A 12406-nucleotide genomic window follows, 5' to 3' on the forward strand; every position below is an offset into this window, starting at 1 on the left:
GCTCGCGGCGCCTGATCAGTGTTGACCAAGCCCCTTCTGTCGGATTGCGCATCAGTCCGGCAGAGGGGGTTTTCTTTTTTCCGCAGACGCAAGCTCAGCCCTGGCTAGCCTCGTCTTCGCTGTCGGTATCCGGCTCGTCGGTCGTCGCATCGTCATCGTCCGCGCTGCCACCCTGCCCCTGATCGCCCGGCTCGGACTCCGACTTGGCGATCATCTGCACCCCGTTCTGCAGATGCCCAGGCCCCCAGAAACCCGGCACCCGCGCCGCCTGGTCACTGGCCCAGGCCGCAGACAGGCCGAGCGACAACAGCACCAGCACCTTGAGCAACAGCACAACCCGTTGGAAAACATTCATGTTGATTCCGTCCCTTTGCGTAGGTGAATCAATAATGGCCACAGGCCCTGACCTGCAAGGCGAGGCTTCGTATGAAACCTAGCCCCGAAGCCGGTGCTTTGCCAGATAGCAAGCTATCTATTCGCCCACTGGATAGACGGCTTTCGACTAGGCCTTAAAACCTGCGGTTATGCCTCGCTCCTACGGGGGTATGCGGGATTTGATTCGCGATCTACAAGCACACCACGTATCTGTAGGAACTGCCGGTCGACGCTCGATTGCCCGCGATGGCGTCCATTCGGGCAATGGGATTCCGGCAGAATAGTGGTGGCAGGTTTTGGGGCTGCTACGCAGCCCATCGCGAGCAAGCTTCGCTCCTACAGCAGCATGCACGGTTCGATCCCTGCCCCGCAGGGTGTGCGGGCATCACCTATCCACGGGCACAAAAAAGCCCCGCGGTTTGGGGCCGCGGGGCTTTTTTGTGAGGCGTCGCTCAGACCTTAGTGATGCTCGCGGGTCGCGCGGAATTTCACGTCGGGCCAGCGCTCTTCCATCAGCGCCAGGTTGACCCGGGTCGGGGCCAGGTAGGTCAGGTGACCGCCGCCGTCCAGCGCGAGGTTTTCCACGGCCTTGTTGGCGAATTCCTCGAGCTTCTTCTTGTCGCTGCAATCGATCCAGCGCGCGGACCACACGGTAATCGGCTCGTAGGAGCACTCGACCTTGTATTCCTCTTTCAGGCGGCTGGCGACCACGTCGAACTGCAGCACACCAACGGCGCCGAGAATGATGTCGTTGCTGCGCTCGGGGAAGAACACCTGGGTCGCGCCTTCTTCGGCCAGCTGTTGCAGGCCCTGGCGCAGTTGCTTGGATTTCAGCGGATCCTTCAGGCGCACGCGGCGGAACAACTCCGGGGCGAAGTGTGGGATGCCGGTGAAGCCCAGGGCCTCGCCTTCGGTGAAGGTATCGCCGATCTGGATGGTGCCGTGGTTGTGCAGGCCGATGATGTCGCCAGCGTAGGCTTCTTCGAGCTGTTCACGCTCGGAGGAGAAGAAGGTCAGCGCATCGCCGATGCGCACGTCCTTGCCGGTGCGCACGTGGCGCATCTTCATGCCTTTCTCGTACTTGCCCGAGCAGATGCGCATGAAGGCGATCCGGTCGCGGTGTTTCGGGTCCATGTTCGCCTGGATCTTGAACACGAAGCCGGAAAACTTCTCTTCCTGTGGCTCGACGGTGCGCTCGTTGGCCACGCGTGCCAGCGGCAGCGGCGCCCAGTCAACAACGGCGTCGAGCACGTGGTCGACCCCGAAGTTGCCCAGGGCGGTACCGAAGAACACCGGGGTCAGCTGGCCGTCCATGAACTCCTGCTGGTCGAACTCGTGGCAGGCGCCCTGCACCAGTTCCAGCTGCTCGATGAAGCGCTCGTACTCGTCACCCAGGTGGGCACGGGCTTCATCGGAATCGAGCTTCTCGATGATCTTGGTTTCAGTGCGCTCGTGGCCGTGGCCGGCGGTGTAGACAATGATGTAGTCGCCCGCCAGGTGGTACACGCCCTTGAAGTCGCGGTAGCACCCGATCGGCCAGGTGATGGGCGCCGCCTTGATCTTCAGGACCGCTTCGATTTCGTCGAGCAGTTCGATCGGGTCGCGGATGTCACGGTCGAGTTTGTTGATGAAGCTGACGATCGGCGTGTCGCGCAGACGGCAGACGTCCATCAGGGCGATGGTCCGTGGCTCTACGCCCTTACCGCCGTCGAGCACCATCAGCGCCGAGTCCACCGCGGTCAGGGTCCGGTAGGTGTCTTCCGAGAAGTCTTCGTGGCCCGGGGTGTCGAGCAGGTTGATCATGTGTTCGCGATAAGGGAACTGCATGACCGACGTGGTAATGGAAATACCCCGCTGCTTCTCCATCTCCATCCAGTCGGAGGTGGCGTGGCGGTCGGACTTGCGGGATTTCACCGTACCGGCAACGGCAATCGCCTTGCCCATCAGCAAGAGCTTCTCGGTGATGGTGGTTTTACCCGCATCCGGGTGGGAAATAATGGCGAAAGTGCGGCGTTTCGCGACTTCGGCGGCCTGTTTGGTCATGGGAAATCGCCTGGCAGGTGATTCAAAAAAAGGGCGGCGAGTATAGCGCAAAGCAAGCTCCACGGACCACCGTTCGGCCTGGAGCCTCTGCAACCATTGCCCTGTAGCCGCTGCCGAGCAGCGCGAGGCTGCGATCGATTTGGGCGGCATTCCGACGCAGCAGTCGCAAAACCAGGCAACGCGGTGTTTCAGTCCCATCCCGTGCTCCGTGTTTGCGAGCGCTGCGCGCTCGATCGCAGCCTCGCTGCGCTCGGCAGCGGCTACGGGCGGCCAGGCATCAGAGATATCGGAGTAATGGGATTGAGGGTGGCCAAACGTTGCCAAATATGGAACCTTTTAAAAGGTGGAGGCGTCCACTCCCCTGTTACGAGCTTTCGTCAGGGGTAGAAAAATCAGCAAGTTAGCCTGACGAGGCTATGCGTATGGCTCGATCCGGCGCTGTTTCCAGCGCATCGACGAGCTGCTTCTCGCGACCATTCTTTTGGCAGCCAGGCATGGCCTTGCCACACGAAAGAAGGCTCGCCGACATAAAAAAGGAGTCCGCCTGTGGCTATTCGCTATGGCAAAGGGCTGATAGGAGGCGCGGCGGTTATCGCTCTCCTGGCCCTGCTGGTCCACTGGATCGGCATCAGTACGATCGAACACTACCGCGACGATCTGTTGTTTTACCTGCAAGCCCATCTGTACCTGGTACTCGCTTCAATGTTCGCCGCCCTCGTGGTGGGGATACCCGCCGGCATCTTCCTCAGCCGACCGCAGATGGTCGGGCGTGCCGAGCGCTTCATGCAGCTGTTCAACATCGGTAACACCGTCCCTCCCCTGGCCGTCCTGGCCATCGCCCTGGGGATCCTCGGCATCGGCAGCGGGCCGGCCATCTTCGCTTTGTTCCTCGCCTCCTTGCTGCCCATCGTGCGCAACACCTACGAAGGCCTGAAAAACGTCCAGGGCTCCCTCAAGGAAGCCGCCGTCGGCATCGGCATGACCCCGCGCCAGGTGCTGTGGAAAGTCGAGCTGCCCAACGCCGTGCCGATCATCATCGGTGGCGTGCGCGTGGCCCTGGCGATCAACGTCGGCACCGCGCCGCTGGCCTTCCTGATCGGCGCCAACAGCCTCGGCAGCCTGATCTTCCCCGGCATCGCCCTGAACAATCAGCCGCAACTGCTGCTTGGCGCGGCCTGCACCGCCTTACTGGCGCTGCTGCTCGACGGCCTGGTGACACTGGCCAGCCGCCTCTGGCTGGAACGCGGCCTGCGCCCGTCTTAAGCCTGCGCGAAGGAATTCACATGAAAAAAATAGCTTTGATCATAGGCTGCGTCCTGCTGTGCGCAGGAATTGCCCAAGCCGCGCAAAAGCCGGTGATCCGCATCGGCGCCCGGGTCTTCACCGAGCAGACGCTGCTGGCGGAAATCACTTCGCAGTACCTGCGCAGCAAGGGTTACGACACCCGGGTCACCGGCGGCCTGGGCAGCAACCTGGCGCGCAGCGCCCACGAAAGCGGGCAGCTGGACATGCTCTGGGAATACACCGGCGTGTCCCTGGTGGCCTACAACCACGTGACGGAAAAACTCGACAGCCAACAGTCCTATGAACGGGTCAAGGAACTCGACGGAAAAAAAGGCCTGGTCTGGCTGACGCCGTCGAAATTCAGCAATACCTACGCCCTGGCCTTGCCGAAAAACGTCGCGGACGCATACCCGCAGATCAACAGCGTCAGCAACCTGAAAAACGTCCTCGACGCCGAGCGCCAGGACCACCACCTGATCGCCCTGGACACCGAGTTCGCCAACCGCTCCGACGGCCTGCAAGGCATGGTCAAGCTGTACGGCATGGACCTGACCCGCAAGAACATCCGGCAGATGGACGCCGGGCTGGTCTACACCGCCCTGCGTAACGGCCAGGTGTTCGCCGGCCTGGTCTACACCACCGACGGCCGGCTCAACGCCTTCAATCTGAAGTTGCTGGACGACGACCTGCATTACTTCCCGGACTACACCGCGGCCCCCGTGGTGCGCCAGGCCTACCTCGACGCCCACCCGCAACTGGCCGCCGACCTCAAGCCACTGGCCGAACTGTTCGACGACCAGACCATGCGCCAGCTCAACGCCCGGGTCGACGTCGACCATGAAAGCCCATCCGCCGTTGCCGCAGATTTCCTGCGCCAGCATCCACTGAATTGAGGGAGGAAAAAGCCATGGAATTGCTCAACGCCTTTTCCCATCTCGACTGGCCGCAAGTCATCCAGCTGACCTGGCAGCACATCACCCTGGTGGGCATCGCCGTGACCCTGGCGATCCTCTTCGGCGTGCCCCTGGGTATCCTGATGACCCGCTTCCCGACCCTGGCCGGTCCGCTGCAAGCCAGCGCCACCGTGCTGCTGACCATTCCGTCGATCGCCCTGTTCGGCCTGCTGCTGCCGTTCTATTCCAAGTTCGGCCAGGGCCTGGGGCCGCTGCCGGCGATCACCGCGGTGTTCCTCTATTCCCTGCTGCCGATCATGCGCAACACCTACCTGGCGCTGACCGGCGTCGAGCCGGGGATTCGCGAAGCGGCCCGTGGCATCGGCATGACCTTCGGCCAGCGCCTGCGCATGGTCGAGTTGCCGATCGCCGTGCCGGTGATTCTCGCCGGCGTTCGCACCGCCGTGGTGATGAACATCGGCGTCATGACCATCGCCGCCACCATCGGCGCCGGCGGCCTGGGTGTGCTCATTCTTGCTTCCATCAGCCGCAGCGACATGTCGATGCTGATCGTCGGCGCCGTACTGGTCAGTCTCCTGGCCATCTTCGCCGACCTGCTTCTGCAATGGCTGCAACGTTCGCTGACGAGTAGGGGGTGTTCGGTGCAAATGACGGGCGCGCCGTCGCCCCACAAAGCGCAAGACTAGGCATGAGGAGAGAAGTTTGGTTTTTCCAAATGAACGACGAATAACGACGGATTGCGCTTTGTGGGGCACGGCCCTTCGGGTTGGAGCTGTGATCGCTCCGGCCTGCGTTGTGGGACTTGAGAAGGGAACACCATTCCCTGCGTCCCACGCCTTGCCCGGAGCGATCACAACTCCAACGCGCTCCGTCATTTGCACCGAACCCCCCCTACCAGGACTGCTCAAATGATCGAACTTCAAAACCTGACCAAGACCTTCCAAAGCAACGGCAAGACCATCACCGCCGTTGACTCCGTAAGCCTGACCGTCAATGAAGGCGAGATTTGTGTGTTCCTCGGCCCGTCAGGCTGCGGCAAGAGCACCACGCTGAAAATGATCAACCGCCTGATCATGCCGACCTCGGGCAAGGTGCTGATCAACGGCGAAGACACCACCGGCCTGGACGAAGTGACCCTGCGCCGCAACATCGGCTACGTGATCCAGCAGATCGGCCTGTTCCCCAACATGACCATCGAGGAAAACATCGTGGTGGTGCCGCGCCTGCTGGGCTGGGACAAGCAGAAATGCCATGAGCGCGCCCGCGAGCTGATGAGCATGATCAAGCTCGAACCCAAGCAGTACCTGCATCGTTATCCGCGCGAGCTGTCCGGCGGCCAGCAACAGCGGATCGGGGTGATCCGCGCACTGGCGGCCGACGCGCCGCTGCTGCTGATGGACGAGCCTTTCGGCGCGGTCGACCCGATCAACCGCGAGATGATCCAGAACGAGTTCTTCGAGATGCAGCGGGCGCTGAACAAGACCGTGATCATGGTCAGCCACGACATCGACGAAGCCATCAAGCTCGGCGACAAGATCGCCATCTTCCGCGCCGGCAAGCTGCTGCAGATCGACCACCCGGACACCCTGCTGGCCCATCCGGCGGACGACTTCGTCAGCAACTTCGTCGGCCAGGACAGCACCCTCAAGCGCCTGCTGCTGGTGAAGGCCGAGGACGCCGCCGACAACGCGCCGTCGGTCAGCCCGCAAACCCCGGTGGCCGACGCCCTGGAACTGATGGACGAACACGACCGCCGCTACCTGGTGGTGACCTGCGCCGAGAACAAGGCCCTGGGTTACGTGCGCCGCCGCGACCTGCACCGCCAAACCGGCACCTGCGCCCAGTACCTGCGCGAGTTCAACGCCACCGCAGCCTACGACGAACACCTGCGCATCCTGCTGTCGCGGATGTACGAGTTCAACCGTTCGTGGCTGCCGGTGCTGGACGCCGAGCGGGTGTTCCTCGGCGAAGTGACCCAGGAATCGATTGCCGCCTACCTCAGCTCCGGTCGCTCGCGGGGGATGAAGACCAATATCGTCTCGCCAGCCGAGACTGCGCTGGCCTGAGGCCTGTCCATCAACCCCGTGACATCACGCAAACGAGCCAGACCGAGGTCTGGCTCGTTTGTGCCATGACCGGAAAAACCACCACACCCGAGTTTTTTATTCGCTGCATTTATGCATCGCAGCAGCGAGAAATCGCTGCGCGACTGCATCAACTCCCGCCCCTACCTTGAACAGCATCCCAATCATTCGAGGAAGCCCTCATGTCCCCCTCCATGTTCGCCATCGAAATCCAGCGCCCCGGCGGTCATGCTGGCCAAGGCCTTCGGCGCGTCGCGGATCTTCACCACGGTTTCCAGCGAGGAACAGCAAAAGGTCAGCCTTGCCCTGGGCGCGGACCAGGCGATCAATTACCGGCAGGAAGATTTCGTCGAGGTGATGATGCAGGCCAGCGACGGCAAGGGCGTGGACGTGATCGTCGATATCATTGCCGGGGACTATGTGGCACGCAATTTCGCCGCCGCGGCGACGTACGGCAGGATCGTGCAGATCGGCGTGCACAAGGGCGCGGCCCGGGAACTGAGCCTGTTCCCCTTGCTGAGCAAACGCCTGACGCTGGTGGGCTCGACCCTGCGCTCGCGCAGCCACGACGAGAAAGCCGAAATCGTCGCCGAGCTGGAACGGCAGGTTTGGCGCTGATCAGCGCCGGCCGGGTCAAACCCTATATATTCGAGCGGTTCGCGCTGGAGGATGTGCAGCAGGCCCACCGACTGATCGACAGCGGCCGGCATATCGGCAAGATCATCCTCCAGCTCTTTACCCGCGGCTGATCAGCCCGCCAGCGCCTTGAGCACCAGCGCCGCGACCGCCCCGCCCGATGCCGGGTTCTGCCCGGTGATCAGGCGTTGATCGGCCACCGCGAAGGATGCCCAGGGCTCGGCGGCCTTCTTGTAGATCGCGCCACGCTTGAGCATTTCGTCCTCGGTCAGGTACGGCACGTACTGATCGAGTTCGGCCAGTTTCTCCTCGGCGTTGGAGAAGCCGGTGGCTTCCTTGCCCTTGAGCAGCAGGCTGCCGTCGGACAGCTGGATGTTCAGCAGGCCCACGGCACCGTGGCACACCGACGAAACGATGCCGCCCGCTTCATAGATCAAACTGGCGATCTTCTGCAGCGCCTTGTTGTCCGGGAAGTCCCAGACCACGCCATGGCCACCGGCGTAGTAGATCACCGAGTAATCCGCCGGGTTGACCTGCTCCGGTTTCAGCACCGAGCCAAGCCGGGCCATGAACGCGGCGTCCTGGTACCAGGCCCAGTCGGTTTCGTCGGCCATGGCCAGGCTGTGGGGATCGATCGGTGTATAACCGCCCTTGGGGCTCACATAATCGACCGCGTAACCGGCCGCCTCGACCGCCTTGACGAAATGCACGGCTTCGCCCAGCCACAGGCCGGTGGCCCGGTTCAGCGTCGGGTACTTGGGAAAACTGGTCAGGACCACTAGCATTTTCTTGCTCATGCTTCACCTCACTGGACATGAATGGCTGCGCGGACCGGCCGCGCGGCCAAGGGAAAGCCACCTTAGCCAGCTCCACCCCGCGCACATAGCCGACGGGCCGCAACTGACTATTTCATTCTTGGAACAGCCCCACGATGTACGACCTGAACGAGCTGTACTTCTTTACCTGCATCGTCGAACACCAGGGAATAGGCGCAGCCAGCCGTAACCTGGGGATTCCCAAGTCCCGGCTCAGCCGTCACCTGAGCGCCCTCGAGGAGCGCCTCGGGGTGCGCCTGATCAACCGATCCACGCGTCAGTTCAGCGTTTCGGAGCTGGGGCTGGAGTACTACCAGCATTGCCTGGCCATGCTCGAAGGGGCCGAGGCTGCGCAGTCGCTGATCGAACACAGCCAGGCCTTCCCCAAGGGCACGGTGCGCATCGCCTGCCCCACCGCGCTGCTGAACTTCCTGGTGGCCGGCATGATCTCGCGCTTCATGGAGCGCTACCCCGAGATCAAGGTGCAGCTGGAAAGCACCAACCGCAGTGTCGACCTGCTGCGTGAAGGGTTCGACATTGCCCTGCGGGTCGACGTTCCACCGCTGGAAGACAGCAGCCTGACCCTTAAGCCGCTGTCCCGCAGCCCCCAGGAACTGGTGGCCAGCCCGGCGCTGCTGGAACGCCTGGGGCCGGTGCGGGCGCTGAGCGACCTCACGGGATTTCCCAGCCTGGACCAGGGGCCGGCCAACCACAGCTATTGCTGGCACCTGGAAGATGACCAGGGGATACAGGCCTCGGTGGCGCACAGCCCGCGGCTGATCACCGACGACATGATCACCTTGCGCCGCGTCGCCCTCGAGGGCGGCGGTATCGTGCAACTGCCCAAGCTGGTGGTGTTCAAGGACATGCGCAACGGCACCTTGCGTCCGGTCCTCGCCGGCTGGAAACCCAGGAGCGCCCAGGTCTATGCGCTGTTCGCCAGCCGTCGCGGCGTCATGCCCTCGGTCCGCGCGCTGCTGGATTTTCTCGCCGAGAACTTTCGCGCCCTGGACTTTGAAAATCTCTACGACGGCTATGCTTTGCGCGGCGACGAGGATGCCTGTTTCCTGACCGACTCCAGGCTCTGAACCGGCGGATCGGCAAGGTCAGCGGACAATGGCGAGGAACATCAGCCTGTCATCTGGGTCGGTTACATAAATGACTGACTCGGACCACGCGACGAACGCGTGCAAAAACGCGACATTTTTTGTTGATCTCAGGCCCCTCACGCCCTAAAGTTCGCGCCGAACGTCCATGCTGGAAACGATCCATCCGGCTCAAGTACTGACGACGAGACAGCAAGGCCAAGGGCAAATACGCCCGTGGCCTTTTTGCTTTCGGCGACATGCCTTGGGAAGTAGGCGAACCAAAGTGGGGATACGGAGGACGTTCATTTGCACCCATTGTTTTTACCCGTTTGCCATTAGGAGCTCCCAGGTATGTCGATTCAGGTCGAAGACTATTTCGCGCGCGAAACCTTTCAGAAAATGAAGGCGTTCGCCGACAAGCAAGAAACCCCGTTCGTGGTCATCGACACCCAGATGATCGCCCAGGCCTACGATGACCTGCGCGCCGGTTTCGAGTTCGCCAAGGTCTACTACGCGGTAAAAGCCAACCCGGCCGTCGAAATCATCGACCTGCTGCGGGAAAAAGGTTCGAACTTCGACATCGCCTCGATCTACGAACTGGACAAGGTGCTGGGCCGCGGCGTCAGCCCGGACCAGATCAGCTACGGCAACACCATCAAGAAATCCAAGGACATCCGCTACTTCTACGAGAAGGGCGTGCGCCTGTATGCCACCGACTCCGAAGCCGACCTGCGCAACATCGCCAAGGCCGCGCCGGGCTCGAAAGTCTATGTGCGGATCCTCACCGAAGGCTCGACCACCGCTGACTGGCCGCTGTCGCGCAAGTTCGGCTGCCAGACCGACATGGCCATGGACCTGCTGATCCTCGCCCGCGACCTGGGCCTGGTGCCTTACGGCGTGTCGTTCCACGTGGGTTCGCAACAGCGCGACATCAGCGTCTGGGACGCGGCGATCGCCAAGGTCAAGGTGATCTTCGAACGCCTGAAGGAAGAAGACGGCATCCACCTCAAGCTGATCAACATGGGTGGCGGCTTCCCGGCCAACTACATCACCCGCACCAACAGCCTGGAAACCTACGCCGAGGAAATCATCCGCTTCCTCAAGGAAGACTTCGGCGACGAGCTGCCGGAAATCATCCTCGAGCCAGGCCGTTCGCTGATCGCCAACGCCGGCATCCTGGTCAGCGAAGTGGTGCTGGTAGCGCGTAAATCCCGCACCGCCGTGGAGCGCTGGATCTACACCGACGTGGGCAAGTTCTCCGGCCTGATCGAAACCATGGACGAAGCCATCAAGTTCCCGATCTGGACCGAGAAGAAAGGCGAGACGGAGGAAGTGGTCATTGCCGGTCCGACCTGCGACAGCGCCGACATCATGTACGAGAACTACAAGTACGGACTGCCGCTGAACCTGGCCATCGGCGACCGCCTGTACTGGCTGTCCACCGGTGCCTACACCACCAGCTACAGCGCTGTGGAATTCAACGGCTTCCCGCCACTGAAATCCTTCTACGTGTAAGCGCCACGCCGTAACGAAAAAGCCCATGACGTGTCATGGGCTTTTTTATGCCTGCGAAATGGCGGTGGCTTGCGTCTATGTAGCGCACGCGTTGCCTCTGTAGGAGCGAAGCTTGCTCGCGATAGGCCGAAGGCCGGTGGCGGCCTTGATACCGTCATCGCGGGCAAGCCTCGCTCCTACAGAAGCTACAGCTGGGCTAACGCCTCGCGGTCGGTTTCGTCACCCAGCTCTGCCGCACGCTGGTGATAAGCCAGGGCCAGGCCGCGGATCTGCGGATGGGCCGCCTGCAACAAAGCGCCACGGGCGACCCGCAGGAAGTTCAGGTTGCCGCCTTCCAGAGCCTTGCCCAGCCAACCCAGCGCCTCGTCGATACGCCCGGCATCGGCCAGCACCGCAGCGTGGCTGAACTGCCCACGGAAATCCCCGCCCTCGGCGGAACGGCGATACCAGTCGCAGGCCGCCGCGACATCCCTGGGGCAGTGACGCCCCTCCTCCAGATAGCGGCCTAGCAGGTTCATGGATTTGGCATGGCCCATGGCGGCCGCGCGCTGGTAGCAGTTCAAGGCCAGGGCGTGGTTTTCAGCGACTCCGCGACCGGTGGCCAGCAGGTTGGCGTAGTTGTACAGCGCCCAGTCCAGCCCGGCTTCGGCCGCCTGGCGATAATGCCCGGCAGCCGCCTTGGCATCGGCCTCGCAGCCCCAACCGTGCTCACAGCAGCGCCCCAGCATGTTGCGCGCCATCAGGTGCCCGCCCTTGGCGGCGATCGTGAACCAGCGCAGCGCCAGCGCCTGGTCGCGCTCGATGCCCAGGCCGTCGAGGAGGATCTGCCCGAGCAGCGCCTGGGCATCCAGCACGCCCTCCCCGGCCGCCAGCAGGATCGCCTGGGCGGCCCGGGCCGGGCTCTGTTCGAGCATGGCGCGCAGTTGCTCGCCGTCGAGGACTTCCTCGCGGCGTAACTGGAAACTCACGGTCTACACCTCGACCCAGCGGCGCAACAGGTTGTGGTAGGTGCCGGTCAGGCGGATCAGCGACGGATGATCCGGCATGTCGCGGGTCAGTTGCTGGATCGCCTCGTCCATCTCGAACAGCAGGGCGCGCTGGCTGTCTTCGCGCACCAGGCTCTGGGTCCAGAAGAACGACGCATAACGGGTGCCGCGGGTGACCGCATTGACCTTGTGCAGGCTGGTACCCGGGTACAGCACCATGTCGCCGGCCGGCAGCTTCACCCGCTGGGTGCCGAAGGTGTCCTGGATTTCCAGCTCGCCGCCGTCGTAGTCCTCCGGGTCGCTGAAAAACAGGGTCGAGGACAGGTCGGTCCGCACCCGCTCGACGCTGCCCTTGGGCTGGCGCACGGCGTTGTCGATATGGAAGTCGAAACTGCCACCGGCGGTGTAGCAGTTGAGCAGCGGCGGGAACACCTTGTGCGGCAGCGCCGCCGACATGAAGCGCGGGTGCTGCCACAGGCGCTCGAGCATCGCCGCGCCGATCTCCTGGGCTAGCGGGTGGCCTTCGGGCAGCTGCAGGTTGTGCTTGGCCTTGGCCGACTGGTAACCGGCGGTGATCTTGCCATCGGCCCAGTCCGCCTGCTCCAGGGCCTCACGAATACGCAGCACTTCTTCACGGGAGAACAGGCCGGGAATATGCAGGAGCAT

General features: G+C 62.8%; 13 protein-coding genes. 8 read left to right on the forward strand and 5 right to left on the reverse strand.

Annotation, left to right across the window (positions count from 1 at the left end):
• Positions 1–94: 94 nt before the first annotated feature.
• Together DK261_RS25730 and DK261_RS25735 are read right to left on the reverse strand one after the other, a co-directional pair.
• On the reverse strand, positions 95–355 hold the full coding sequence (locus DK261_RS25730; protein WP_016701688.1) for a hypothetical protein: 261 nt from the start codon (positions 353–355) through the stop codon (positions 95–97).
• A 479-nt stretch (positions 356–834) separates the two neighbouring features.
• On the reverse strand, positions 835–2418 hold the full coding sequence (locus DK261_RS25735) for a peptide chain release factor 3 (protein WP_028681654.1): 1584 nt from the start codon (positions 2416–2418) through the stop codon (positions 835–837).
• A gap of 546 nt (positions 2419–2964) precedes the next feature.
• On the opposite strand from DK261_RS25735, the gene DK261_RS25740 reads away from it, so the two are divergent.
• From DK261_RS25740 to DK261_RS33685, 6 genes are all read left to right on the forward strand, one after another.
• The gene (locus DK261_RS25740) at positions 2965–3681 is read left to right on the forward strand and encodes an ABC transporter permease (RefSeq protein WP_028681655.1); all 717 of its coding nucleotides are present in this window, start codon (positions 2965–2967) and stop codon (positions 3679–3681) included.
• A 20-nt stretch (positions 3682–3701) separates the two neighbouring features.
• Positions 3702–4595, forward strand: coding sequence for a glycine betaine ABC transporter substrate-binding protein (locus tag DK261_RS25745; protein ID WP_028681656.1), 894 nt, complete (start codon positions 3702–3704; stop codon positions 4593–4595).
• Between the two features lie 14 nt (positions 4596–4609).
• A complete protein-coding gene (locus DK261_RS25750) occupies positions 4610–5302 on the forward strand; it encodes an ABC transporter permease (RefSeq protein ID WP_016701686.1) in 693 nt (230 codons plus the stop codon).
• A gap of 222 nt (positions 5303–5524) precedes the next feature.
• Positions 5525–6682, forward strand: coding sequence for a betaine/proline/choline family ABC transporter ATP-binding protein (locus DK261_RS25755; RefSeq protein WP_009046959.1), 1158 nt, complete (start codon positions 5525–5527; stop codon positions 6680–6682).
• Between the two features lie 246 nt (positions 6683–6928).
• Positions 6929–7318, forward strand: a complete 390-nt coding sequence (locus DK261_RS33680; protein WP_009046958.1) for a zinc-binding dehydrogenase — start codon at positions 6929–6931, stop codon at positions 7316–7318.
• A complete protein-coding gene (locus DK261_RS33685) occupies positions 7309–7449 on the forward strand; it encodes a zinc-binding dehydrogenase (RefSeq protein WP_009046957.1) in 141 nt (46 codons plus the stop codon). The genes DK261_RS33680 and DK261_RS33685 overlap by 10 nt, the downstream gene beginning before the upstream one ends.
• Here the strand turns inward: DK261_RS33685 and DK261_RS25770 are convergent, their stop codons facing one another.
• Complete coding sequence (locus DK261_RS25770) at positions 7450–8133, reverse strand: type 1 glutamine amidotransferase domain-containing protein (RefSeq protein WP_009046956.1); 684 nt, start codon at positions 8131–8133, stop codon at positions 7450–7452.
• 134 nt (positions 8134–8267) lie between these two features.
• Between DK261_RS25770 and DK261_RS25775 the strand changes: the two genes are divergently transcribed.
• Together DK261_RS25775 and DK261_RS25780 are read left to right on the forward strand one after the other, a co-directional pair.
• Positions 8268–9239 (forward strand): LysR substrate-binding domain-containing protein, encoded by a 972-nt coding sequence (locus tag DK261_RS25775; protein WP_101281806.1) that lies wholly within the window; start codon positions 8268–8270, stop codon positions 9237–9239.
• Positions 9240–9590: 351 nt separating this feature from the next.
• On the forward strand, positions 9591–10754 hold the full coding sequence (locus tag DK261_RS25780; RefSeq protein ID WP_007923836.1) for a type III PLP-dependent enzyme: 1164 nt from the start codon (positions 9591–9593) through the stop codon (positions 10752–10754).
• Between the two features lie 185 nt (positions 10755–10939).
• Here DK261_RS25780 and DK261_RS25785 read toward each other — a convergent pair whose 3' ends face one another.
• Both DK261_RS25785 and DK261_RS25790 read right to left on the reverse strand, forming a co-directional pair.
• Positions 10940–11722, reverse strand: a complete 783-nt coding sequence (locus DK261_RS25785; RefSeq protein ID WP_053268205.1) for a tetratricopeptide repeat protein — start codon at positions 11720–11722, stop codon at positions 10940–10942.
• Positions 11723–11725: 3 nt separating this feature from the next.
• Positions 11726–12406: a Fe2+-dependent dioxygenase gene (locus DK261_RS25790; protein ID WP_016701680.1), complete on the reverse strand. Its 681-nt coding sequence runs from the start codon at positions 12404–12406 to the stop codon at positions 11726–11728.

Origin of the sequence: Pseudomonas sp. RW409, from assembly GCF_003184125.1 — a bacterium.
GTDB classification, from domain to species: domain Bacteria; phylum Pseudomonadota; class Gammaproteobacteria; order Pseudomonadales; family Pseudomonadaceae; genus Aquipseudomonas; species Aquipseudomonas chlororaphis_I.